Annotated in this window: 27 protein-coding genes and 3 pseudogenes; 17 read left to right on the plus strand and 13 right to left on the minus strand. The window is 41.6% G+C overall.

Annotated features, from left to right (window positions below):
* Positions 1-83: 83 nt before the first annotated feature.
* Positions 84-440 (minus strand): helix-turn-helix domain-containing protein, encoded by a 357-nt coding sequence (locus tag GFC30_RS04285; protein ID WP_066323059.1) that lies wholly within the window; start codon positions 438-440, stop codon positions 84-86.
* A gap of 661 nt (positions 441-1,101) precedes the next feature.
* Between GFC30_RS04285 and GFC30_RS04290 the strand changes: the two genes are divergently transcribed.
* The 3 genes from GFC30_RS04290 to GFC30_RS04300 all read left to right on the plus strand — a co-directional run bounded on the left by GFC30_RS04290 (position 1,102) and on the right by GFC30_RS04300 (position 3,850).
* Positions 1,102-1,836 carry an EAL domain-containing protein gene (locus GFC30_RS04290; RefSeq protein WP_084256189.1) on the plus strand — a complete coding sequence of 245 codons (735 nt, stop codon included), beginning with the start codon at positions 1,102-1,104 and terminating at the stop codon, positions 1,834-1,836.
* A 113-nt stretch (positions 1,837-1,949) separates the two neighbouring features.
* Positions 1,950-3,587 (plus strand): response regulator transcription factor, encoded by a 1,638-nt coding sequence (locus GFC30_RS04295; protein WP_066323060.1) that lies wholly within the window; start codon positions 1,950-1,952, stop codon positions 3,585-3,587.
* A 50-nt stretch (positions 3,588-3,637) separates the two neighbouring features.
* A complete protein-coding gene (locus GFC30_RS04300; RefSeq protein WP_066323061.1) occupies positions 3,638-3,850 on the plus strand; it encodes a hypothetical protein in 213 nt (70 codons plus the stop codon).
* 16 nt (positions 3,851-3,866) lie between these two features.
* Here GFC30_RS04300 and GFC30_RS04305 read toward each other — a convergent pair whose 3' ends face one another.
* The 6 genes and pseudogenes from GFC30_RS04305 to GFC30_RS04320 form a co-directional block, all read right to left on the minus strand.
* Positions 3,867-4,046 (minus strand): YfhD family protein, encoded by a 180-nt coding sequence (locus GFC30_RS04305; RefSeq protein ID WP_066323062.1) that lies wholly within the window; start codon positions 4,044-4,046, stop codon positions 3,867-3,869.
* A gap of 80 nt (positions 4,047-4,126) precedes the next feature.
* Positions 4,127-4,255: a YfhE family protein gene (locus tag GFC30_RS16395; RefSeq protein WP_084256191.1), complete on the minus strand. Its 129-nt coding sequence runs from the start codon at positions 4,253-4,255 to the stop codon at positions 4,127-4,129.
* A 103-nt stretch (positions 4,256-4,358) separates the two neighbouring features.
* A complete protein-coding gene (locus GFC30_RS04310) occupies positions 4,359-4,916 on the minus strand; it encodes a GNAT family N-acetyltransferase (RefSeq protein WP_066327128.1) in 558 nt (185 codons plus the stop codon).
* A 358-nt stretch (positions 4,917-5,274) separates the two neighbouring features.
* On the minus strand, positions 5,275-6,384 hold the full coding sequence (locus GFC30_RS04315) for an RNA-guided endonuclease TnpB family protein (RefSeq protein WP_066323063.1): 1,110 nt from the start codon (positions 6,382-6,384) through the stop codon (positions 5,275-5,277).
* A 12-nt stretch (positions 6,385-6,396) separates the two neighbouring features.
* Positions 6,397-6,795: pseudogene (gene tnpA / locus GFC30_RS16400) on the minus strand (IS200/IS605 family transposase).
* Between the two features lie 84 nt (positions 6,796-6,879).
* Complete coding sequence (locus GFC30_RS04320; protein WP_066327131.1) at positions 6,880-7,827, minus strand: TIGR01777 family oxidoreductase; 948 nt, start codon at positions 7,825-7,827, stop codon at positions 6,880-6,882.
* A 58-nt stretch (positions 7,828-7,885) separates the two neighbouring features.
* On the opposite strand from GFC30_RS04320, the gene recX reads away from it, so the two are divergent.
* Positions 7,886-8,695 carry a recombination regulator RecX gene (gene recX / locus GFC30_RS04325; RefSeq protein WP_066323064.1) on the plus strand — a complete coding sequence of 270 codons (810 nt, stop codon included), beginning with the start codon at positions 7,886-7,888 and terminating at the stop codon, positions 8,693-8,695.
* An 11-nt stretch (positions 8,696-8,706) separates the two neighbouring features.
* On the opposite strand, the gene GFC30_RS04330 is transcribed toward recX, so the two are convergent.
* Positions 8,707-9,375 (minus strand): SDR family NAD(P)-dependent oxidoreductase, encoded by a 669-nt coding sequence (locus GFC30_RS04330; RefSeq protein ID WP_066323065.1) that lies wholly within the window; start codon positions 9,373-9,375, stop codon positions 8,707-8,709.
* A gap of 65 nt (positions 9,376-9,440) precedes the next feature.
* Here GFC30_RS04330 and GFC30_RS04335 point away from each other — a divergent pair, with 65 nt between their 5' ends.
* Entirely contained in the window at positions 9,441-9,758 is a 318-nt protein-coding gene (locus tag GFC30_RS04335; protein WP_066323066.1) for a YfhH family protein, read from the plus strand.
* Positions 9,759-9,817: 59 nt separating this feature from the next.
* Here the strand turns inward: GFC30_RS04335 and GFC30_RS16405 are convergent, their stop codons facing one another.
* The gene (locus GFC30_RS16405; RefSeq protein ID WP_084256193.1) at positions 9,818-9,979 is read right to left on the minus strand and encodes a YpzG family protein; all 162 of its coding nucleotides are present in this window, start codon (positions 9,977-9,979) and stop codon (positions 9,818-9,820) included.
* A gap of 30 nt (positions 9,980-10,009) precedes the next feature.
* Positions 10,010-10,165, minus strand: a complete 156-nt coding sequence (locus GFC30_RS04340; protein WP_066323067.1) for a small, acid-soluble spore protein K — start codon at positions 10,163-10,165, stop codon at positions 10,010-10,012.
* Between the two features lie 109 nt (positions 10,166-10,274).
* Here GFC30_RS04340 and GFC30_RS04345 point away from each other — a divergent pair, with 109 nt between their 5' ends.
* Positions 10,275-10,544, plus strand: coding sequence for a YfhJ family protein (locus GFC30_RS04345; RefSeq protein WP_066323068.1), 270 nt, complete (start codon positions 10,275-10,277; stop codon positions 10,542-10,544).
* A gap of 19 nt (positions 10,545-10,563) precedes the next feature.
* On the opposite strand, the gene GFC30_RS04350 is transcribed toward GFC30_RS04345, so the two are convergent.
* Positions 10,564-11,544 (minus strand): metal-dependent hydrolase, encoded by a 981-nt coding sequence (locus GFC30_RS04350; RefSeq protein WP_066323069.1) that lies wholly within the window; start codon positions 11,542-11,544, stop codon positions 10,564-10,566.
* Positions 11,545-11,669: 125 nt separating this feature from the next.
* Here GFC30_RS04350 and mutY point away from each other — a divergent pair, with 125 nt between their 5' ends.
* A complete protein-coding gene (mutY, locus tag GFC30_RS04355; protein ID WP_238583543.1) occupies positions 11,670-12,764 on the plus strand; it encodes an A/G-specific adenine glycosylase in 1,095 nt (364 codons plus the stop codon).
* Positions 12,765-13,059: 295 nt separating this feature from the next.
* Here mutY and GFC30_RS04360 read toward each other — a convergent pair whose 3' ends face one another.
* Positions 13,060-13,284, minus strand: coding sequence for a cytosolic protein (locus tag GFC30_RS04360; RefSeq protein WP_066323070.1), 225 nt, complete (start codon positions 13,282-13,284; stop codon positions 13,060-13,062).
* Positions 13,285-13,351: 67 nt separating this feature from the next.
* On the opposite strand from GFC30_RS04360, the gene fabL reads away from it, so the two are divergent.
* The 7 genes and pseudogenes from fabL to GFC30_RS04395 all read left to right on the plus strand — a co-directional run.
* Positions 13,352-14,095, plus strand: coding sequence for an enoyl-[acyl-carrier-protein] reductase FabL (gene fabL, locus GFC30_RS04365; RefSeq protein ID WP_066323071.1), 744 nt, complete (start codon positions 13,352-13,354; stop codon positions 14,093-14,095).
* Positions 14,096-14,152: 57 nt separating this feature from the next.
* Complete coding sequence (locus tag GFC30_RS04370) at positions 14,153-14,356, plus strand: gamma-type small acid-soluble spore protein (RefSeq protein ID WP_066323072.1); 204 nt, start codon at positions 14,153-14,155, stop codon at positions 14,354-14,356.
* Between the two features lie 137 nt (positions 14,357-14,493).
* Positions 14,494-14,745 carry a YgaB family protein gene (locus tag GFC30_RS04375; protein ID WP_066323073.1) on the plus strand — a complete coding sequence of 84 codons (252 nt, stop codon included), beginning with the start codon at positions 14,494-14,496 and terminating at the stop codon, positions 14,743-14,745.
* A 73-nt stretch (positions 14,746-14,818) separates the two neighbouring features.
* Entirely contained in the window at positions 14,819-15,352 is a 534-nt protein-coding gene (gene ntdP, locus GFC30_RS04380; RefSeq protein ID WP_066327135.1) for a nucleoside tri-diphosphate phosphatase, read from the plus strand.
* A 276-nt stretch (positions 15,353-15,628) separates the two neighbouring features.
* On the plus strand, positions 15,629-16,654 hold the full coding sequence (locus GFC30_RS04385; RefSeq protein ID WP_066323074.1) for an ABC transporter ATP-binding protein: 1,026 nt from the start codon (positions 15,629-15,631) through the stop codon (positions 16,652-16,654).
* Positions 16,620-17,585: an ABC transporter ATP-binding protein gene (locus GFC30_RS04390; protein ID WP_066323075.1), complete on the plus strand. Its 966-nt coding sequence runs from the start codon at positions 16,620-16,622 to the stop codon at positions 17,583-17,585. The genes GFC30_RS04385 and GFC30_RS04390 overlap by 35 nt, the downstream gene beginning before the upstream one ends.
* A 45-nt stretch (positions 17,586-17,630) precedes the next feature.
* A pseudogene (locus tag GFC30_RS04395) lies at positions 17,631-18,890 on the plus strand (ABC transporter substrate-binding protein); the annotation flags it as partial.
* 9 nt (positions 18,891-18,899) lie between these two features.
* Here GFC30_RS04395 and GFC30_RS04400 read toward each other — a convergent pair.
* Positions 18,900-20,072, minus strand: a complete 1,173-nt coding sequence (locus tag GFC30_RS04400) for an ISL3 family transposase (RefSeq protein ID WP_066322967.1) — start codon at positions 20,070-20,072, stop codon at positions 18,900-18,902.
* A 122-nt stretch (positions 20,073-20,194) separates the two neighbouring features.
* Between GFC30_RS04400 and GFC30_RS04405 the strand changes: the two are divergent.
* The 3 genes and pseudogenes from GFC30_RS04405 to GFC30_RS04415 all read left to right on the plus strand — a co-directional run.
* Positions 20,195-20,584, plus strand: a pseudogene (locus tag GFC30_RS04405) (ABC transporter substrate-binding protein); the annotation flags it as partial.
* Positions 20,585-20,648: 64 nt separating this feature from the next.
* On the plus strand, positions 20,649-21,653 hold the full coding sequence (locus GFC30_RS04410) for an ABC transporter permease (RefSeq protein WP_066323077.1): 1,005 nt from the start codon (positions 20,649-20,651) through the stop codon (positions 21,651-21,653).
* 17 nt (positions 21,654-21,670) lie between these two features.
* Positions 21,671-22,570 (plus strand): ABC transporter permease, encoded by a 900-nt coding sequence (locus GFC30_RS04415; RefSeq protein WP_066327137.1) that lies wholly within the window; start codon positions 21,671-21,673, stop codon positions 22,568-22,570.
* The last annotated feature ends 11 nt before the right edge of the window (positions 22,571-22,581 follow it).

Below are 22,581 nucleotides of genomic sequence, written 5' to 3' on the forward strand. Positions count from 1 at the left end.
GAAGGTGAGCCAAAGAATGGTCACTCTTCCTCATCTTGAAGTAGTAACTATGTAAATGCGTGTGAATATAATATGTAGTTGTTTTATTTATTGTTTATGGAAGTAGTTTGGTTGTGTTCAACCAAGGAGATAATATCTTTGATAATGCGATAAACATGGATTTTTTGTTTTTCATCCAACTTTTTTAATAGAGTGATAATTTCTTGATCAATACCATCCAATGTTTCCTCCTGTTCATGTACAAGCCAATCGATAGACACGTTCAATACTTTGCTTATGGGAATGATGACATCTATTCTTGGTGTGACAACCCCGTTAATCACTTTGCTAATCGTACTTTTTGGTTGTCCAGTTTTTTCGATTAAGTCTTTTTGCTTCATATTCAATTCTTTTAGCCGCTTTTTTATTTGTTTGCTTAATACTTGCTTCACATCGTTCACGAAAATTCAATCCTTTCAGAAAAAGGTAATAAAATATCCTTTTTTGGTTATTTTTTTGTTGAAAAATTCCTAATAAGGAACTATAATGTGAGTTAAGAGGAAAAAATATGCTATATTGTCGTTTTCGACAACCGTTTATCTATTGTGTATGAAAAGCGTTTTTTAATTTTATATATCGATTTATTATAATAAAAGGAGTGGTTTTTCCATATAAAACCGAGTTAACGTTTTATTATGAGTAAGGCAACAGCTATTGGATATGTTCTCATAAGACCATTTCCTGTCGGTTGTTCATGATATAAACTGAATAATAAAGATCGGAATCAGTGCTTGCACATCTACTATCTCGCTTATGTTTGCCTGCATATAGAATAGGTGCTTTAGTGTAAAAGTAGCTGATTTTATTGATTTTGTTCTGATATTTTTTAAAATTTAGTCTTTACCAAACAAATGGATTAGTAATATGTTTTTCTGTGAAAACAATCATTCCTTGAACGGTTATTTTCATGTTTGGTGGCGAGAAAAACTTCTTCAAGGGTGGTTTTTAAAAAAGCGTTAAATATATTTTACCATTTCCTTAAAAAGTCCTTCATTTCAAATTTTTATAAAAAACATAGGTTTTTAGTATGAGGGAAATTTAGCTTAAATAGAGGTCGCAGCTATGGAAAGTAACATGACTATCAGAGATATTATAGTGAATCAGTTGTTCGAGAATGTGTTCCAACCAATCTATCGTTTGATTGATTGGGATATTATTGGATACGAGAGCTTATTCCGCTGTCCATTTGTTTCTAATCCTGAGGAATTTTTTTTGTATGTTAATGAGCATGGCAGTATTTATAATCTTGATATTGCTTCCATAGTAAATTCGCTGAAACAATTTTCTATATATAATAAATCTGTTTCATATAATGTATGTTTATTTTTAAATGTGTACCCATCTACGATCGCAATGCCTTTTTTTCCGCAAGTGATGAATCAGTTAGTCAAAAATGTTTCTTTGCTTCATCAACAAGTGATTTTAGAAATTAACGAATCGGAGAAAGTGGAGAATCTAGATAAGGTATTGAGTAACATATATTTGCTAAAAGAACAGGGGTTTCTTATTGCGGTTGATGATTTAGGAAAACGGGACTGTTCGCTACAACTATTCATCGAAATAGGACCGAGTGTCATAAAAGTGGATCGATCATTTGCGAAAAATTTATCCAAAGATACAAAAAAACAAAGATATTTGTCATCAGTTGTCCAGCTTTTTGGAAAGGATACAAAAATCGTATTGGAAGGAATTGAAACAGAAGAAGATTTTCAGTGTGCGAAATGGTTAGGTGTTTCCTATGGTCAAGGATATTATTTAGGAAAACCAAGCAAGTTAAGCGTGAAAACAGCATTGTAAAATAGACTCCATGCAATGTTCAAACGCTATTTTTTATGAATAGGTCTATGAACCTATTTTTTTTATGATTGAGTATTGAATGTTAAACTATATTTTAGAAAAGAGGGATTAAATTGGATACGGGGGAATTGCTGCAAAGTATTCAAAATGCCTATGCTTCTCTTATCGGTTTACCAATTGTGATAATCGATTCTTCAAAAACATCGATAACATCGATTTCTCATATAAATGACTTTAGTAAAGAGATGATATGTTCAGTGCAAGAAGAAATACAAATGATGCTTTCAAAAAATTGGGATGATTATTTACAGCTAACATCGCCTATGATGATAGACGCTGTTTTTGATGGAGTGAAAGCAATTATCGCGCCGATTATTGTGGAAGAACAAGTTCGTTATTTAATCTGGGGAGGACCATTTTTGCTATTTGGAGGAAAAGAAAAACTTAAAAACAACGTACGGTTTGCAGAAATTATTCAAACAGCAAGTGAATATTCCTTATTGAATATCCAAACAAAAATGCAGATGATGAAAGAAATGGCACATGTGTGCTCTCGTTTAGTCGAAGCAGAACAAAAGCAAGAAAAAAGTACAGAACAATTGAGAAAATGGTATCAAGTAGCTGAATGGTCTTTATGGAAAACAGATTTCATCGAATCGTATTTACACTTATTTCGAAATTTACATGCTTCCATTGACATAGTCGCTTATGCAGAACGGACAGAGGAGAAATATTTCATCATCCAAGAAGTTTCAAGCCGAGAAGAAGAGAAAAAATGGCTAGGAGCCGTTTACTCTATCGATCATCCAGTCGTAAGTTGGATTGTACAGAAAGGGCGACCATTATATTTAGAACATATAGAAAGAAAGTGGCAGTTTGCCGATTCTCTTCATAAAAATAGTGAATTAAAAACACTGTACCTTTATCCTATTAAGGATGGAGAATCGGTTTCAGGTTGTATTTTTGTCGGGAGTAAAGAAAAAGTACGGCTTTCTGAAGAAATAAAAGAGAAGGGTCGTTTACTTACAAAATTTATCGAATTATTACGATGTTGCCAAGAATCATCTCTTGTAAAAAAGCAATTTTCCAAGTTAGAAAAGTTAAGTAAGTTAATGGAAAAAAAACGTATCGATGAAATGATGCAAATGGCAGCAGATTTATCATGCGATTTAGTAGACGGGGAACGTAGTACTCTTGTTCTCCAGAAAGGCGATGAGAAAAAAATATTCACGAGTAGTAAACGAAATCTCGTTTATCGAGGACGTGATGAATCCAGAGAGAAGTTTTCCCAAGACATTCTGTTCCAGCAACCAAATAAATCGATTATCGAACGTCCATTTTTTGTTAATGAACATCTTCAAGGCATAGTAACAGTGCAATTAGAGAAAAGGGAGGTGACAAAAGAGCAAGAGCTAAGCCTTTCTTTATTAGTGGCGTGGTTAAAAACGTTTTTAGAGCACTCGTTTTCTTCTCAGCAAGAAACAGCATCTAATATAGCTCAACAGTATTTTTCACAAATATTAACACCGAGAGAAATGGACGTACTAAAACACCTTATCGAGGGGTGTAGTAATAATGAAATTGCTGCGAAATTATATGTGAGTGTACATACAGTTAAAAACCATATCACAAATATTTTCCAAAAATTAGAAGTGAAAGATCGTTCGCAACTCATAGCAATGGTTTATCAATTGAACTTCGAAAGAAACATGCCTTCTGTATTTTTTAATGAAAAAGACGGATGCCAGTGAAGAAAGTGTATTATATAATAAAATCAACAACAACTTGAAAGGTGAGCACCATGAAAGCCTACCGCGTGTGCTGGCATTCGTTAGTGGAAGATGGGAGTATGTTGGAAGGGAGAAGTCTTGTGTACGCTGATTCGCCAGAAGAAGCGGCGGAGCAAGTTGTGTGGAAAAAGACGAAAGAGTATCGTTTGAAGCCAGAATGGATGCGCGTTGAATCAGTGACGGAAATTCCGAGTTTGCATACTGAGCAAAAGGCGGCCCTATAACCAAAGCCGCCTTTTCTTACTTGTTCTTTTGCCGAATTCCTGCAGCAGCCGCTCGCGCTTCGGCTTCTAAATCTTCATGGTCGGCAAATTCACGTGAATACTCGGTGTCCATGCCATCTGATTTCCATTGCTTTGGTACTTGTGGGAGCGACGATTTGTTTTTATCGCGCGTTTTTTGTCCCCGAGAGCGACCCATGTGAATTCCTCCTTCGAGTATTGTTTGCACTTCACACTTAGGATGACGCAACAGGGAAAAAGTATAAATGGAATATTTTGTTAGTGGCGTGCTTTTTTCGTTGTGTACCCACCAGCTTGATCCGCCATTTTAAAATCGCGGGCATAACTAACTTCTTGCGCACTAGATAACGTGCTTTTCGTTTTTTCCGCTTTCCGTTTTTCAGCCATGTCCATCCCTCACTTTCTTAAAATGCATTCATATTTTTTCCAATCTCTTTCGTTTTTAAGCATAAAAAAGAACTGTCACGTTTGTGAAACAGTTCCTTTTCTGCTATGCTTCTTTTCGTTGCTGTTCCTCTAATAACAGCGGGCAACGCAGTGTATAAAGCGTGTAGTTATCTTTAGAAATTTCGTATAAGTTATAAATGTCTTCCCCTTGGTTAATTTGCTCGAACAACGCTTTCCTCGTTTCGTTTGCTAGGGTCACATACGGGAGCTTTTCTGCTGCTTTTGTTGAACGGACATTGACTTTGCGAATGCGCATAAATACCGTTTGAATCGATAGCTCGTAAAATAGTTCATTGAAAAACGCTTGCTTCGCTCGTTGGTTATAGCCTTGCCCGTGATACGGCTTTCCGAGCCATGTGCCTAAAAAACCAGCGGCATCTTGAATGTCATATAAATTAATTGTGCCGATCGGATTGCCCCATTCATCGATAATCGTCCGCGAAATGACCTCGCCTCGTTCTTCTGCTTCGATTGTTTGTTTGGTGACAAACAAAAATTCTTCATACGAATAAGCTTTTTGGCGCACGAAAGGGAAGACCTCAGGGTGCACCATTAATTCATAAAGCGCTTGACAATCTTGCAGTTCGCGTTTTTTTAGAATCATGTTTCCCTCCTGTTCTGAGGGCAGTTTACACGTGGGAAAACCACCCTCGAAATTTTTTAATTTATTTCAATCAAAAAATTTCGGGGTGGGAATCGAACCCACTAGAACCAGCTTTGGGCTGGTGGCGCACCATTTGCCTTCCCTTTATTCACGACGATATCCAGTTGTGATATGCACAGCTTTCTTTCATCATACATCATTATACGGAAAAAAGAAATAGCTTTTTTGTTAAGGTTTTGGTGACATGCTCCCACCACCTACGCTTCGCTTAGAGGTGGGGGCTTCTCAGGTAATCCCATCTCATGACGGGAAGTTGACTGAGCGATCCCCGTGTGTCCCACGGTTCGAGGACAAGTTAGGCTATCGCTAATCGTTTCATGCCCTCATGTTTGATATTGATTGCCGCATTGACGTCCCTGTCGCTCTCGAATCCACATTCACAGCGGAATGTACGCTCAGAAAGCGATAAAGATTCCTTTACTTGACCGCAACATGAACAAGTTTTAGATGACGGAAACCACTTATCTATTTTGATAAGCTTTTTCCCTTGCTCCTCTAACTTGTATTGGAGAAATGTCGTGAACATCCCCCAGCCGTTGTCATGAACGCTCTTGCCGAAATTCAGAACTTGCGACATCCCTTTCATGTTGAGGTCTTCGATGACCACGCAATCATAAAGTTTCGCTAATTCGTATGATTTTTTGTGTAGAAAGTCTTTTCGTTGGTTCGCTATTTTCTCATGTAGCTTCGCTACTTTCAAACGCTGTTTGTGCCAACGATTAGAACCCTTCTTTCGGCGTGATAATATCCGTTGTTCTTTCGCTAATTTTTCCAATGCTTGCCGATAGAAACGAGGATAATTGGCTCTCTTACCCTCGCTATCGACATACAGCGTATTCATGGAAAAATCAAGCCCAACAACCGTTTGTATTTCTTTGGGGACAGGTTGATGTTCGTATTCGGTGAGAATAGAAACATAGTATTTTCCTGTTTTTGTTTTCGTGATCGTACAAGCCTTGATGATATGGTGGGCAGGAATCTCCCGATGTTGCTTGAACTTGACCCATTTCAGTTTGGGTAACTTGATATAGCCATCTGAAAGTTGAATATTGCCATTGACCACATTTGTGGTGTACGACTGTTTCGCCTTGCGGTTTTTGAACTTTGGAAATCCAGCACGACCCGAAAAGAAATTTTGAAACGCTTTCTGCAAATTCAATTGGGCGTTTGCTAACGCAAGGCTATCCACTTCTTTAAGCCAAGGAAACTCCTTTTTGTACTTGGCAGGGGTCGGAAATGTTTGTTTTTTCAAAGCTTCTTTGTCGTCTTTGAACTTTTCATAAATTTGTATGCGTTCTTCAAGCATTTTGTTATAAACGAAACGGACACAACCGAAGGTTTTGGCAAGCAGCTGTTCTTGTTCTTTTGTTGGGTACAGACGGAATTTATATGATTTGTTTACCATATCGACACCACATCACTTCATCCCTTGATTTTCTATATATTTTTTTATTACTTCAAGGATGGCACCGCCCGTTGTAAACAGGAAAAAATTTCTTGATCAAAAATATTCTTTTCACAGTTTTCTTTTCACTTGCGGAAAATGCTTTTTAATCAGTCGAGAACTTGCACTTTTATAGGCATTGATGAACTTTGATAGTTCACTATTCGGATGTGCTTTGAACAAAATATGCACATGGTCCATATCGTGATTCCATTCGACCAAGGAAATATTGTAATTTTTCCCCAATCTCACAAACATATCTTTTGCATAGTCAGATATGGTATCATCAATCACTTGTCTGCGATATTTTACAACCAGAACAAGATGATAATACAACAGGAATACTGAATGGTTATTACTGTCTAATTTAATTTATACAACAACCTTTCATTTTTCTAAGACTGATTATATCATAACACAAAAAAGAAACAACTCATACCTACGCCTCACCGAAATTCATCTCCCACTTTCACTTCGTTTAGAAGTGGGAGACTTCTTTCGGAAAGATGTTAAAAGATCATCGAGCGCTTCTTCGATTGATGGGAATGAAAAAACGAAACCAGACTCCATCAATTTATTGGGCAACACTTTTTGTCCTTCTAAGACAAGCATGCTCATTTCTCCAAGCAAAAGGCGAAGCATGACACTTGGGACAGGAAGCCAATGCGGACGATGAAGAATGCGAGCGATCGTTTTCCCAAACTGTTTCATTGTTACTGGAAACGGTGCTGTAAAATTGACCGGCCCTGATATATCGTGATGTAATACATGCTCGATTGCCCGAATGACGTCATGAAGATGAATCCAAGACATCCACTGCTCTCCGGAACCAATCGTTCCGCCAACCCACCATTTGTAAGGTGTCACTATTTTGGGGAACGCCCCGCCGTGAAGCCCAAGCACGATACCAAAACGGACGAAAACGGTACGAACACCAAGCATTTCTGCTTGTTTCGCAATTTTTTCCCAATGGTATACCGTTTGTGCTAAAAAGTCATTTCCGATGTGTGAAGATTTTTCAGTAAATACCTCGGTAAGCGACGTTCCATAAATACCGATTGCGCTTGCGTTAATCAGGACGTTTGGCGGTTTTGGCAAGTGGCGAATGAGCCAAATCACTTCCTCCGTTGCTTTAATACGGCTTTGCATGATTCGTTCTTTTCGCGCTTTCGTCCATCGTCCGCTATTAATCGATTCCCCTGCTAAGTTGATAACTGCATCTAGTGTAGGAAGTTCTGCCTCTGGCTTGCTTTCGGGAGTAAGCCATTGCACATAGTGAACATTTCGAGAAGACGACATACGTGGGGTTCTCGTTAATACATAAAGCTGATGCCCTTGTTCCTTGAAATAATTAACAACTGCCTTTCCAATAAACCCTGTTCCACCAGCGATGGCAATGTTCAAAAAAACCACCCTTTCACCCCATTTTTTTTATGGTACTATAAATCATGAGGTGTTGGAAATGTGGCTGGTGACAAAAATTGCGGTAGACCCGCGCGATCATGAGCGGTTTGTTCTTCATTTGTTGCACGAAAAAGGCGAAACAATGTCCATTACCATCGATCAAAACGTATTGGTCGAATTTTGCTTGAAAAAAGGAACGGAATTGGATGAATTTACATTTGAGGAAATAGTATATGCAGATGCGGTGAAAAAAGCGTATCATGCGGCATTATTATTTCTTGCCTCACGCATGCGTTCGGAGAAAGAAATCGTTGACCATTTAAAGAAAAAAGGAAATACTGATGCTGTTATTCGCGACGTATTGCACGAACTAAGGAAACACCGGTATGTAGACGACCGCGAATTTGCGCTTGCATTTGTACGTACCCAAATCAACACAACGTTAAAAGGACCTATCGTTATCGCCAAAGAACTAGAAAACTTAGGAATTGCCGAAGCGTTAATCGAAGAAAGCATGCGTCTTTTTTCTGCCGAAAAGCAACGAGAAGCGGCTAAAAAAGTAGTGGAAAAGGCGAAAAAGCAGTCGAAAAAACGTTCGTCGCTGGAATGGAAGCAACAACTCATCCAGCTATTGCAGCGAAAAGGCTTCCCACGTGCGGTCATCGACGATGTTCTTTCGGAAATGGACGGCTGGCAAGGAGAAGAGGAAGAATGGGAAGCGCTTGAATACCACGCGCGCAAAATTCATCGTCGCTACACTAACTACAGCGGATGGGAATACGAACGAAAAATGAAACAAGCGCTTTACCGAAAAGGATTTTCTCTGGAACAAATTGACCGAGTGCTACAAATGTTAAAAGAAGAATAGCGGGCAATCCGCTATTCAATGATGATTTCTGGCTGTCCGTTCTCTTGTGCAACGATTTGTTCGGCGACTTGGCGAGGGGACCGTAGGCGCGAGCGGTCTTGAATATGGTCGCTTCCTTTCCAAAACGGGGTTTCCATGCCACCCATGTACACAGCTGTGACGGAAATATTTGTTTGGTCGAGCTCTTTGACAAGGCTTTCGCTAAACCCGCGAATCGCAAATTTCGTTGCAACATAAACGGATTCGTTTACTTTTCCGCGCAAGCCAGCGGTAGAAATAATGTTGATAATTTTTGCTTTTGGCAACAAGCGGAAATAGGGAAGGAATGCTTTTGTCATATAAATCGTTCCGTTAATGTTTGTCGCAATCATATCGGCAATTTGCTCGTGTGAAAGCGAGGAAAGCGGTCCAAAGTAGCCGATGCCAGCGTTATTTACTAAGCACGTGACACGATGTTTTTTTAAAATCGTTTTCGCTGTTTCGCTTACTTCGTCATAGCGGCGAATATCAAGTGGATAAACGAACGCGGTTCCGCCATTTGCTTCAATTTCTTGCTGGACGCTTAATAGCGGAGATTCTCGCCGTCCAAGCAAAATGACTGCATATCCTTTTTCGGCGTATAACCGTGCTAACTCTTTACCAAGTCCTGTCCCAGCTCCGGTAATGACGATTGCTTCCATTGTGCACATCTCCATTTCATGATTTCATCATGATTATGATATAACAAACGGAAGGAAGGGAAAAGATGCAACAAAAACGGTATAGCGAAATGACGGAATATGAGTTGAAACAAGAAATTGCCCATTTAACCGAAAAAGCACGCAAAGCGGAGCAAATGGGGATGGTAAATGAGCTTGCGGTTTATGAACGAAAAATTGCGATGGCGAAAGCGTATTTGTTAAACCCAGAAGATTTTCGTCCAGGGGATATCTATGAAATTAACGGCGATCCAGGCTCGCTATTCAAAATCCGTTATTTAAACGGAGTGTTTGCTTGGGGATATCGGCTAAACGGCGACGGAGAGGAAGAAGCATTGCCGATTTCATTGCTTCTCAAACCATAAAGCCTTCTCGAAGTGCACAAAAAAAGGTGTCCCGCTCCTTTTGAGACACCTTTTTTTCATTACGACTGTTTTCGCGTTTGCCGTTCTAAAATAATTAAATCAAGCGTTTGCTGGGTTTCGCCATTTACTTGTGAATGTGCATGTTTCGGGTTTGCCCACGGTTGTTGGAACGGATTGGAATATAAATTGTCATAAAAATCTTTCCGTTTATGTCGACCCATTCGAGTACCTCCTCACTATTGAAAAAGCGGTTACTCATCGCGTTGATTGGAGGCGCTCATGCGTTCTTGCGGATGGGTATTAATCGTCCCATCGGCGCGTTTAGAAGCATATTCTGCTTTCGCGCGCGGCTCGCCTTCCAATTTGTTATTATTTTGGTTAGGGAAACTTTTTGCTTTATTCCGCATGACTCATCCCTCCTCGGCATTCGCTTGTGTTGATTCAACACATTTTTAGTATGGCGAATGGCCGAGCGGTTATGTAGTTCAAATGTTGGCATAAGAGGAGGCATAAACAATGAACGATTACTTTGAACGATTAACCAATTATTTGCTCGAAAAAAATGATTCGCTTGCGTACGCACAGGCGCGCACATGGGTGGAATTACTTTGGGAAGATTTTGAAACGACATACGCACGGGCAGGATATTCGTATAAAGGAAAAGAACTGACAGAAAAAGTCGTACGCCAATGGATTGACCAATATGGGGCGCAACTACATGAGTTTCGGACGACAAACCCAAAATATAAACATTTGTTGAACCAAGAGGACTATTTGAAACACTAACCCGAGCAAAATGATCGGGTTAGCTTGGAATAAGTTCAAGTTTTTTACGCAACTTTCCTTCGCTAAAAATCCAGCCAGTATAGGAACTGATGATTTTTAAATCACGGTCGAGTTGAACGACCGCTACAAACGGATAATATCCTTTACTGCGGTAGCGTAGATCGGTAAAACGCACTTCGTAATGATCGTTATACTCGTTTACTTCCCAACGGTAGACTGGCGAAAACGATAAAAACGCCGCTAAGTTTTCATCTCGCTTCGCCACTTCAATTGCTGGATGGGCAGGAACCGGACATCGCTCGAACGTGTCTAACAGATGAATAGCACCATTTTTCGCCCGTGCTACGTAAAAGTAGTCTTTTGCCGTAATCGCTAAATGCCATTCACGAAAGCGAAAGGTGGGCACGGTGATAATTTGTTCTACATTGGGAATTTGCTGCTGAACTGCTTGCTTAATCGCTACTTGTTGCCGAAACCGAACGACATAATATCCAACAAGAATCGCATAAATGGCTAAAAACGTATAGCCGGGATGTGCCCCGAGAAACAGTAAACCGATGCCCGCAAGATGAAGCCCAAAAATAATCGGGTCAAACGTATTAATGACACCAAAAGCAACCCATTTTTTTGTAAACGGGCGCAGCGCTTGTGTTCCGTACGCGTTAAACAAGTCGACAAATACGTGCAACCAAACCGCAACCGAAATCCATAACCAAAGATGGAAAACGTTCACGTCTGGATAAAAATAGATGAGCACTCCTGTTAAAAGCAGCGGCCAAAGGAACAACGCTGGAATCGAATGAGTAATCCCACGATGATTGCGAATGTATTTGGCATTATTTTTTAATTTTAATACGGTATCAATATCCGGTATTTGGGAGCCAGCTAATGCACCGATGAGTACAGCATGGGCTAAAACAGGATCGTGACTAACGACAGGATCGAGCGTCGCCATACTCCCTAACGCTACACCCATGACGATATGTGTTCCTGTATCCAACGAAAAATCCTCCTTTAAGTTTCTGCTTCATAGTATATCCATATTTTCCAATGACGACTAGACAATTGCAATTTTTTTAAAATCGCGAGATACTATCATTAGTTTACCATCTTGGAGGAGTCATCGTGAACGAAAAAATTGCCTTATTTCTTGAAGGATTTGCGACAGAAACATTTCAACGCGAGTTAATTCAATGGTTTGAAAGAGAACAGCGCGAGTTGCCGTGGCGAAAAGAAACGGACCCGTATAAAATTTGGGTTTCCGAAGTGATGTTGCAACAAACAAAAGTCGATACAGTGATCCCTTACTTTCAACAGTTTATGGAGCAATTTCCAACATTAGAAGCGCTTGCGGATGCCGATGAAGAGAAAGTGTTGAAAGCATGGGAAGGGCTTGGCTATTATTCGCGTGTTCGCAACTTGCATGCGGCAGTAAAAGAAGTGAAGGAGCGGTACGGCGGAAAAGTTCCAGATCGGGCTGAGGAGTTTTCAAAATTAAAAGGTGTCGGTCCGTATACGACCGGAGCGGTGTTAAGCATTGCCTACGGAATTCCGGAACCGGCGGTCGACGGCAACGTCATGCGTGTGCTGTCACGAATTTTTCTCATATGGGAAGATATTGCAAAGTCGAAAACGAGAACGCTGTTTGAAGCCATCGTCCGAGCGATTATCGACCACGACCACCCTTCGTACTTTAATCAGGCGTTAATGGAGCTGGGTGCGTTAATTTGTGTGCCAAGAAAACCGGCTTGTCTGCTTTGCCCTGTTCGCAGCCATTGCCGCTCGTTTCGTGAAGGGGTGCAGGAGCAGTTACCGGTCAAAACGAAAAAAACGAAAGGAAAAGAAATGGACATCGTCGCTGCGGTAGTCGTTGATGAAAAGGGACGTGTGCTTATTCATAAACGTGACAGCGATGGGCTTTTGGCAAATTTATGGGAGTTTCCAAATTGTAGAGTCGCCTCAGAAAACCGAAAGCACCAATTAGAATCGTTTTTTCTAGATATGTATGGGGTAAGCGTCACGCTGCGATTTCCGTTTGCCGCCTTGCAGCACGTTTTTTCCCATTTAGTCTGGAACATTGTCGCTTACTATGGTAAGATTGTGGGCGATGTAGTAGAAACTGACCGGCTAAAGCTTGTTAGCGAGGAAGAACTTGGACAATATGCATTTCCTGTTTCTCACCAACGGATTTGGGAACAATATCAAAAAAGGGAGATATGAACAAAATCGTTCGCTGCATGGGGAATGATTAGAATAAATCGTATAACACTAGGCGTGTTGATTAACTAATAAAAACCAGTCCACATCTCTCTATTCCTAGCTTTTTTGCCGTTGTCGGCACTTTGCGGACTGAGAGTATTAGCATGCCCTCCTCGAACAATGAACGCTTTGCGGGCAAATGACATTTGCCCGCCGGCGTTCTTGTTCGAGGCAAAAGGCAGAAAAACTTGTGTTCAGCCATAGGATTCTATGTTTTTTAGTAAAATAATGTAATCAACACTCTTGGTATAACGCTTTAATCGTAAGGCTGTGTAGTTCCTTGCGTATACGTCGCTTCCATTTTCTCGAATCCGCCGCGTGCTTCCATTTCTTCCATAATTTCTCGGTGGATCGTTTGTCCTTCGGCGTTTAAATACGGTGCGATTTGTTGGAGTGCATGATGAAAAAACGCTAACTCGCTATTTTTCCATTTTGCTTTTGGCATCATCGAAAGCTCGGTCATATCACGACCAACATACATCGGCTGTCCCTCCTTTTGCATAGCTTACGAACCAGCCGATTAAATTATACATAAGGGGAGAGAAACGATGAAAGTAGCAGTTGTCACAGGAAGCAGCCGCGGAATCGGAAAAGCGATTGCGCTTCGGCTCGCAAAAGAAGGATATAATATTGTTGTCAATTATGCCCGAAGCAAAGAAGCAGCGCTACAAACAGCAAGCGAAATTGAAGCGCTTGGTCGAAAAGCGCTCGTTGTCAAGGCAAACGTCGGCAAAGTCGAAAAAATTCAAGAAATGTTTGCGCAAATTGATGAAGCATTTGGTCGAGTGGATGTCTTAATTAATAACGCCGCTTCCGGTGTGTTGCGTCCAGCGATGGAATTGGAAGAATCGCATTGGGATTGGACGATGGACATTAACAGTAAAGCGCTCTTGTTTTGCGCACAAGAAGCAGCAAAACGAATGGAAAAAGTAGGTGGGGGCAAAATTGTTAGCATCAGCTCGCTCGGCTCGATTCGCTATTTAGAAAACTACACAGCGGTCGGTGTATCGAAAGCAGCGGTTGAGTCGCTAACTCGCTACTTAGCGGTCGAGTTGGCTGGGAAAAATATTTCAGTCAATGCTGTATCTGGCGGAGCGGTTGATACCGATGCACTCAAACATTTTCCAAACCGAGAAGAACTGCTTGCTGACGCAGTAGCGAAAACGCCAGCTGGACGGATGGTCGGGCCGGAAGATATCGTCAACGCCGTGTTATTTTTGCTGTCCGATCAAGCAGAGATGATTCGGGGACAAACGATTATCGTCGATGGTGGTTGCTCATTGCTTATGTAATTTTTATGGATAAAAAATCACCTCTTGGACACATTAAAAGTCGTGGAGGTGATGACGATGGCAAAACAACCGAACAAAACGATTGCCGGAACAAACATTCAAGAAGTAAGACAACAAAACGCACAATCGGCACAAGCTGGTCAATTTGGCACAGAGTTTGCGGCGGAAACAAACATTCAAGAAGTGAAACAACAAAACGCCCAATCCGAATCACGGAAAGCGCAAAATACGACGCGCCAAGCGCCAAACCAAAGCAAATAACAAATACGGCATCTCTCTTCAGCGCGAGGGATGCCGATTTTTCTTTTAGGTAATCGACAAAAGTTCCCATCCCTCTACAAAGGGATTCCCTTGTTCTCCACGAATTTGTAAGGAAAAAATGAAAAGGGGAGAGCGGGATGGAGCGTTTCGATCAATTAGTAAGAGAGCAGCTAGAAACGATGGAGCAGCTTCTATTTTTACAGTCCGAAATTGAACGATGCAAAATACTAGAAGCAGAGCTCCGGACGTTGCAACACGAAGCGAAATGGCAAGCAATCCACGATGAAATTGAGCAAATGAAGCAGCAATTAGCTGACATCCAACGGCTATTTGAGCAGCAAACAGAAGAAGTCATTCGGTCGTATCAATGCAAAGAGCCATCATTATGATTTGATGGCTCTTTTGTTTTATAATCGATATAATAAAGGAAGAAGCACCTAAGTGAAAGTAGGGAAATGTATGATGCTAGAACATCCTCGCGAAGGAGAGAGCATTCAAATTCATAGCTACAAACATAACGGTTCGATTCATCGCATTTGGAAAGAAACAATCGTATTAAAAGGCAGTCCAAACTATATTATTGCTGCCAATGACCGAACAATCGTAATGGAGGCAGACGGGCGGACGTGGATAACACGTGAGCCGGCGATTTGCTTTTTTTATGCGAAACATTGGTTTAATATTATCGGGATGTTTCGCGAAGACGGTATTTATTATTACTGTAACCTTAGTTCTCCATTTGTCCGTGACAAAGAAGCGCTTAAGTACATCGACTATGATTTAGATGTAAAAGTGTTTCCGAATATGACGTACGTTCTTTTAGACGAAGAAGAGTACGAACGCCATCGTAAAGAAATGAACTATCCAGACGTCATTGACCGCATTTTAAAAAGCAACGTCGAGAAGCTCATTAGTTGGATTCATCAGCGCAAAGGACCGTTCGCTCCCGATTTTATTGACATGTGGTATGAAAAATTTCTTTCGTATCGAAAGTAAAAAACCTGTGCAACGAAGCAGGTTTTTTATTTCTTCGCTCACTTTTATTTGATAAAGAAATAAAGTGAAAAAGTACTCATATTATTGAGAAAAAAGGTATTTCAAAGAAAAACAGCAAGATTAAGTTGTAAAAACGAATTGCATTCATTTTGTTCCGATAATTTAAATTTTTTTTAATATTACGTATTGTATTATTCTACTATACGTGGCATAATTTAAATGGAAAATGACAGAATTGCATTGCAATTCTTTTTTTACTTAGGCAGGGGGGGCGTCATGAATAAGCAGCGTGTGCTAGAAGTGAAAGGGTTGAAAACGTCATTTTTTACAGACGACGGGGAAGTTCCAGCGGTCGATGATATCGATTTTTACATAGACGAAGGGGAAATTTTAGGAATTGTTGGGGAATCGGGCTGTGGAAAAAGCGTAACTTCGCTCTCGATTATGGGGTTGTTGCCAAAAGGCATTGGCAAAGTTGTTGGGGGCGATATTTTGTTCAAAAGCGAAAATCTCGTTCATGCGACGGAAAAGCGTATGAAACAAATTCGCGGCAACGAAATTTCGATGATTTTCCAAGAGCCGATGACGTCGTTAAATCCACTGTTTACAATTGGTAACCAGCTAATCGAAGCTATCCGTATCCATACAAATTTGAGTAAAAAAGAAGCAAGACTTCGTGCTATGGAGATGTTGAAACTTGTGGGGCTTCCGCGCGCAGAGGAAATCATCGACGAATATCCGCATCAGTTGTCAGGAGGAATGCGGCAGCGCGTCATGATTGCGATGGCGATGGTATGCCAGCCAGCAGTGTTAATTGCTGATGAACCGACGACAGCGCTTGATGTCACAATTCAAGCACAAATTTTAAAGCTAATGAAAGACTTAAACGAAAACTTCCAAACAGCGATTATGATGATTACGCACGATCTAGGGGTAGTCGCAGAAGTATGCCAACGTGTCGTTGTTATGTATTCCGGCAAAATTGTCGAAGAAGGGGACGTTCGGACAATTTTTAAAGATCCGAAACACCCATACACGGTCGGTCTCATTCAATCCGTTCCAGATATTCGCGAGAAGAAGGAACGGCTTTATTCGATACCAGGCAATGTTCCAAAACCGGGTTCGATCAAACAAGGCTGTCGTTTTGCTGCAAGATGCGCGCATGCGTTTGACCACTGTTTTCAAGAAACTCCAGAGCTATATGACATCGATGACAAAGGACATCGCGTCCGTTGTTTTTTGCACCAAAGAGAGGGGGAAATAAATAGTGACCGAGCCGTTGTTGCAGGTGAAAGGGCTTAAAAAATACTTCCCTATTACTGGCGGTATTTTTGGCAAAACGGTCGGGGAAGTGAAGGCCGTTGATGATCTTACATTTACCGTACATAAAGGAGAAACGCTTGGCATTGTCGGCGAATCAGGCTGTGGAAAATCAACGACTGGGCGGATGCTCCTTCGCTTAATTGAGCCGACAGACGGTTCAATTATCTTTGAAGGACAAGAGGTTACGAGGTTGCCGAAGCAAGAGATGCGAAAGATTCGCCGTGATATGCAAATGGTTTTTCAAGATCCGTTTGCGTCACTGAATCCGCGTCATACGGTAGAGAAAATATTGGAAGAACCGCTCATTGTACATGGAATAGGATCGAAAGAAGAGCGGAAAAAGCGTGTGCAAGAAATGCTTGAAGTCGTCGGGCTCGGCAGCTACCATGCCAAGCGGTATCCACACCAATTTAGCGGCGGGCAGCGCCAGCGAATTGGCATCGCGCGAGCGCTAATGACGAAACCGAAGCTGATCATCGCCGATGAGCCTGTTTCGGCGCTTGACGTGTCGATTCAAGCACAAGTGTTAAATTTGTTAGAAGATTTGCAAAAAGAATTTGGCCTAACGTACATTTTTATCGCACACGACTTAGGGGTTGTCCGCCATATTAGCGACCGTGTTGGCGTGATGTATTTAGGGCGGATGGTTGAATTAGCAGATAGCGATACGCTCTATGAATCTCCGAAACATCCATATACAAAAGCGCTACTATCGGCCGTTCCAATTCCAGACCCGGAATACCGTCAAGAGCGGCAGCTGTTAACAGGCGACTTGCCAAGCCCGGCAAATCCGCCAAAAGGATGTGCGTTCCATACACGTTGCAGCGCCTGTATGGATATTTGTAAAACGGCGCGGCCAGAATTGAAAGAAGTCGAGCAAGGTCATTACGTTGCTTGTCATCTTTACTAAAATAGCAAGCAGCGAAACAATAAAATAAAAAGGGGGAGACAAAAAGTGAAGAAAAAATCACTTATGGCAGTGCTTGCATTTATGCTTGCATTGTCGTTAGCACTTGCTGGCTGTGGAAAATCTGAAAAAACAGCTGGCGGAGAAAAAGATAACTCAAAAAGCACTACCCAAAGCACGCTTGTTTATGGTCGTGGTGGGGATTCGGTAGGACTTGACCCAGCGACAGTAACAGACGGCGAATCTTTGAAAGTCACAAAAAATATTTTTGACACATTGCTAGATTACAATGATGGAGATACTTCGATTCAACCGGCATTAGCAGAAAAATGGGAAGTTTCTCCAGATGGACTCACGTATACGTTCACGCTTCGCAAAGGCGTGAAGTTCCATGACGGAACAGATTTCAACGCTGAAGCAGTCGTGTTCAACTTTGAACGCTGGGCGAACGGTAATGCGGATACATTCCCGTACTACGGTTCGATGTTTGGCGGTTATAAAAATGACGAAGGTCATGTCATTAAAGAAGTAAAAGCAGTGGATGAATATACAGTGCAATTCGTATTGAAGCGTCCACAAGCACCATTTTTGAAAAACCTTGCGATGACGCCTTTTGCGATTGCAAGCCCAACAGCAGTGAAAAAATATGGGGATAAATTTACAGAACATCCTGTTGGTACAGGTCCATTCGTTTTTAAAGAATGGAAACGCAACGAACGAATTGTTTTAGAGAAAAATAAAAATTACTGGATGGAAGGCTATCCGAAGCTAAATCAATTAATTTTTGTTTCAATTCCTGACAACTCGGCTCGCTTAAATGCATTATTAAAAGGCGAAATTGATATCATGGAAGACTTAAATCCAAACGATTTGAAACAAATAGAAGGCAATAAAGATTTCCAAATTTTCAAACGTCCATCCATGAACGTTGGATACGTTGGATTAACGACGACAAGAGGGCCATTGAAAAACAAGCTTGTTCGTCAAGCATTAAACTACGCAGTGGATAAAAAAGCGATTATTGACGCGTTTTATGCTGGGCAAGCAGAACCAGCGAAAAACCCAATGCCACCAAGCATTCCTGGCTATAATGATGCCATTCAAGATTATCCATTCGATTTAGAAAAGGCGAAACAATTGCTTGCCCAAGCTGGCTATCCAAACGGCTTTGAAATGGAACTATGGGCGATGCCTGTTCCACGTCCGTACATGCCAGATGGAAAGAAAGTAGCGGAAGCGTTGCAAGCGAACTTTGCAAAAATTGGTGTGAAAGCAAAAATTGTGGTTCATCACCAAAAGATGTACTTGCCCCTGCCATTAAAGTATGTTAGCTGTTTCTAACCGAACCCGCAATGCAAAACGTTGGATATTTCTGTATCCGTATCCTCGACGTTTAATCAGCTTGATCTTGTTATTCGTTCCCTCCATTTTCCCATTCGAATAAGGCGATAAAATGCACGATATGATTTCGTCTGTTCGTTTGACGAGTGATTTTGCGATGGCACGCACAACCGAACAAGGACAAAACGAATACCGATGAATCCAAGCCTCCAAACGTCGTTTCGCCTGTTGCACGTCTTTGCTTTTGGACACATAGCGAAAATGTTGGAGCGATTGGTAGACAGACTTTAAGTAATCGCTTTCATTACACCATTCTCGTACAATTTGACGTTCTTCCTCTATAAGCTTCTCTGGACATTGGCTCAATAAACGACAAACGTAACGAACATTTCCATGTTTCTTGCCTCCTTTGTCTAAATATTTGCGACAACGCTCTAAAGCATCTGTAAACAGCTGAATGACATGGAAATAATCGACCACATGTGTCGCCTCTGGGCAAATCCCTTGAATCGCTTTTTTCATCGCTGGAGCCAAATCGCTCACGACATACTGAACAGAACCAGACACATGAGCCAACGCACGTCCAATGGCTTCCTCGTTCTTTCCTGCTTCAATGGCATACACTTCTCCCGTTTCGGCATCCATGATCGCCACTCCGTAGTCATGCCCTTTTCGAAAAGCAAACTCATCGACACAAACCGCCTTTGGTTGGATTTCATTCGATAGGAAGGAAGGGGCATGAGTATAAAACCAACGTTCAACGGTCGTGTAAGGAAGCTTGAGCATACGAGCCACTGCCTGAATGGATGTTCCGATGCAAGATTGCGCGACCCATTGCTGAAAAGCATCCGTCGCCACACTTCGAGGAGCGATGGCTGGATAAGACGTGCTGAATGTCATGCCACACGTACCACAACGTCTGCGCTCTACAGGAAGTTCAATCCAAAAAATTCCGATTCGCTGAGCATAGCCATGCATCCATTGCTTCTTTTTGCATGTCATTTTGATCGTGCGCTTCAAGCAGACAGGACATAACGGGCATTGTTCGGGCAGAGAAAGTTCGAAAATCCAACGTTCTTCTTCTTTTCGTACCTTTTGAATCAAAACATCTGGTAAATCGATGAGTTCTTTGATAAACTGAGAGTACATGCGAATTTTCCTCCAATGGTTTGGTTTGGTCACCTTTACCATACAGGAAAATTCGCATTTTTTGTACCCTCTATTTTCTCTATGCACACCTATCTTAAATGATCAAGTACAACTTGTGGTGAAGAGCCAAAATTGTCACATACGAATGGGCGACATACCTTGAAAAAGCGTCCAAAGGAGAAGCGGATGCATTCTTGCTCGGTTGGACAGGGGATAACGGCGATGCAGATAACTTCTTGTATGCATTGCTTGATAAAGACAGCATCGGCAGCAACAACTATACGTACTATTCAAATGATGAACTTCACAAAATTTTAGTGGAAGCTCAAACAGTTAGCGATGAAAATAAACGTAACGAACTTTACAAAAAAGCACAAGAAATCATTAAAGAAGATGCACCATGGATCCCGCTTGTGCACTCCACGCCGTTGTTAGCTGGGAAAGCGAATATTAAAGGCTTTAACCCGCATCCAACTGGTTCGGATAAATTTACGAAAGTCGAGATTCAATAATTTTTTGGGTTGAGGGAGGGGGAGTGCATCCTCTCCCTTTTCACTTTCTAAAAGGAGTGAGCATATGTTTTCCTATACATTGCGACGGGTATTAATGGTAATTCCTGTTTTGCTAGGAATGTCGCTTGTCGTGTTTTTTATGATTCGCGCGATTCCCGGAAATCCTGCACAAGTTATTTTAGGCCAAAAAGCAACGAAAGAGGCGGTTGCTGCATTGACGCATAAGCTCGGACTTGATCAGCCGTGGTATGTGCAATACGTCAAATATTTAGGTGGTTTATTACAAGGGGATTTGGGCGAATCCATTCGCACTGGTTCTGCAGTAGCCAATGAAATTTGGCCGTATTTGGCAGCGACATTGGAACTTTCATTAGCAGCAATGTTGATTGCGATTGTGATTGGTGTTAATGCTGGCATTATTAGTGCATGGTTTCAAAACTCATGGTTTGACTATGCTGCAATGGTATTGGCGCTTGTTGGGGTATCGATGCCAATTTTTTGGCTCGGACTGATGGAGCAATGGGTGTTTGCCATTCATCTTGATTGGTTGCCGACATCTGGACGGGAAGATATAAGAAATCCAGTGGAACCGATTACGCATTTATATTTAGTGGACACGCTACTACAAGGAAATACCGATCAGTTTATGCAAGTATTACAGCATTTAATTTTGCCAAGCGTTGCGTTGGCGACGATTCCGATGGCGATTATTGCCCGCATTACTCGCTCAAGCATGCTGGAAGTAATGAAATCTGATTATGTTCGCACGGCAAGAGCGAAAGGGTTAAGCATGTTTTGGGTCGTGTACAAGCATTCATTGAAAAACGCGATTATCCCTGTATTAACTGTGATAGGTTTGCAAACGGGCTTGTTGCTTGGTGGTGCCATTTTAACAGAAACGATTTTTAGCTGGCCGGGAATCGGGCGATACATTTACGATGCCATCGGTTACCGTGACTATCCAGTTATTCAATCAGGCATTTTAATTGTTGCGACGATTTTTATTTTCATTAACTTAATCGTGGATCTTCTTTATGCAGCTATTGACCCACGCATTAAATACAACTAATGAAAGGGGGAATCATGGTGGCTGAATTAGCTCGCAATCAAACACCTATGCCCGTACGGCAAGAAAAAGAAGAGTCCTCTTCTTTATGGAAAGAAGGTTGGCGTAGCTTTAAGAAAAATAAAATCGCGCTTATTGGCATGGGGATTGTTGTCTTTTTCATTTTATTGGCGGTATTTGCGCCACTGCTTGCTCCGTACGGCATTAATGACCAAAATTTATCGTTGCGTTTGCAAGCTCCGTCTAAAGACCATTTATTTGGTACAGATGATTTTGGTCGCGACATTTTATCACGCGTCATTTATGGCGCACGCATTTCACTATGGGTTGGCTTTTTTTCTGTATTAGGTTCGGTCGTTATCGGCTCGTTGCTTGGTATTGTCGCTGGGTACTATGGACGCTGGGTGGACGGTATCATTTCTCGCGTGTTTGACATTATGCTGGCGTTTCCGAGCATTCTATTGGCCATCGGTATTGTCGCAGTACTTGGGCCATCATTACAAAACGCGTTAATTGCCATTGCGGTCATTAACATTCCAAATTTCGGCCGCCTTATTCGCTCACGTGTCTTAAGTATTAAGCAAGAAGAATATATTATGGCAGCAAAAGCGATTGGCATGAGCGATGTGCGCATTTTGTTCCATCATATTCTCCCAAATAGTATGGCGCCGATTATTGTGCAAGGGACGCTTGCGATCGCTACGGCGATTATCGAAGCAGCTGCGCTCGGCTTCCTTGGTTTAGGTGCCCAGCCTCCAAATCCGGAGTGGGGGACGATGCTAGCAAGCTCCAAAGAGTTTTTAACACAAGCACCGTGGACGATGATTTTCCCAGGGTTAGCGATTATGTTAACCGTGCTTGGCTTTAACTTAATGGGCGACGGTTTGCGCGATGCTCTCGACCCGCGCATGAAAAGCTAAAACTAGCGGCT

The organism is Anoxybacillus amylolyticus (assembly GCF_001634285.1).
Taxonomy (GTDB): domain Bacteria; phylum Bacillota; class Bacilli; order Bacillales; family Anoxybacillaceae; genus Anoxybacteroides; species Anoxybacteroides amylolyticum.

Excerpts from the sequence above, each read along its gene's own strand:
- GFC30_RS04340 (WP_066323067.1), bottom strand. The coding sequence starts at position 10,165 with ATGCGGAATAAAGCAAAAAGTTTCCCTAACCAAAATAATAACAAATTG.
- GFC30_RS16395 (WP_084256191.1), bottom strand. The coding sequence starts at position 4,255 with ATGGCTGAAAAACGGAAAGCGGAAAAAACGAAAAGCACGTTATCTAGT.
- GFC30_RS04400 (WP_066322967.1), bottom strand. The coding sequence starts at position 20,072 with ATGTACTCTCAGTTTATCAAAGAACTCATCGATTTACCAGATGTTTTG.
- GFC30_RS04315 (WP_066323063.1), bottom strand. The coding sequence starts at position 6,384 with ATGGTAAACAAATCATATAAATTCCGTCTGTACCCAACAAAAGAACAA.
- GFC30_RS04360 (WP_066323070.1), bottom strand. The coding sequence starts at position 13,284 with ATGTATGTTGGTCGTGATATGACCGAGCTTTCGATGATGCCAAAAGCA.
- fabL (WP_066323071.1), top strand. The coding sequence starts at position 13,352 with ATGAAAGTAGCAGTTGTCACAGGAAGCAGCCGCGGAATCGGAAAAGCG.
- GFC30_RS04305 (WP_066323062.1), bottom strand. The coding sequence starts at position 4,046 with ATGGGTCGCTCTCGGGGACAAAAAACGCGCGATAAAAACAAATCGTCG.
- GFC30_RS04370 (WP_066323072.1), top strand. The coding sequence starts at position 14,153 with ATGGCAAAACAACCGAACAAAACGATTGCCGGAACAAACATTCAAGAA.
- recX (WP_066323064.1), top strand. The coding sequence starts at position 7,886 with ATGTGGCTGGTGACAAAAATTGCGGTAGACCCGCGCGATCATGAGCGG.
- GFC30_RS04330 (WP_066323065.1), bottom strand. The coding sequence starts at position 9,375 with ATGGAAGCAATCGTCATTACCGGAGCTGGGACAGGACTTGGTAAAGAG.
- GFC30_RS04335 (WP_066323066.1), top strand. The coding sequence starts at position 9,441 with ATGCAACAAAAACGGTATAGCGAAATGACGGAATATGAGTTGAAACAA.
- GFC30_RS04345 (WP_066323068.1), top strand. The coding sequence starts at position 10,275 with ATGAACGATTACTTTGAACGATTAACCAATTATTTGCTCGAAAAAAAT.
- GFC30_RS04410 (WP_066323077.1), top strand. The coding sequence starts at position 20,649 with ATGTTTTCCTATACATTGCGACGGGTATTAATGGTAATTCCTGTTTTG.
- GFC30_RS04385 (WP_066323074.1), top strand. The coding sequence starts at position 15,629 with ATGAATAAGCAGCGTGTGCTAGAAGTGAAAGGGTTGAAAACGTCATTT.
- ntdP (WP_066327135.1), top strand. The coding sequence starts at position 14,819 with ATGCTAGAACATCCTCGCGAAGGAGAGAGCATTCAAATTCATAGCTAC.
- GFC30_RS16405 (WP_084256193.1), bottom strand. The coding sequence starts at position 9,979 with ATGGGTCGACATAAACGGAAAGATTTTTATGACAATTTATATTCCAAT.
- GFC30_RS04300 (WP_066323061.1), top strand. The coding sequence starts at position 3,638 with ATGAAAGCCTACCGCGTGTGCTGGCATTCGTTAGTGGAAGATGGGAGT.
- GFC30_RS04375 (WP_066323073.1), top strand. The coding sequence starts at position 14,494 with ATGGAGCGTTTCGATCAATTAGTAAGAGAGCAGCTAGAAACGATGGAG.
- GFC30_RS04290 (WP_084256189.1), top strand. The coding sequence starts at position 1,102 with ATGGAAAGTAACATGACTATCAGAGATATTATAGTGAATCAGTTGTTC.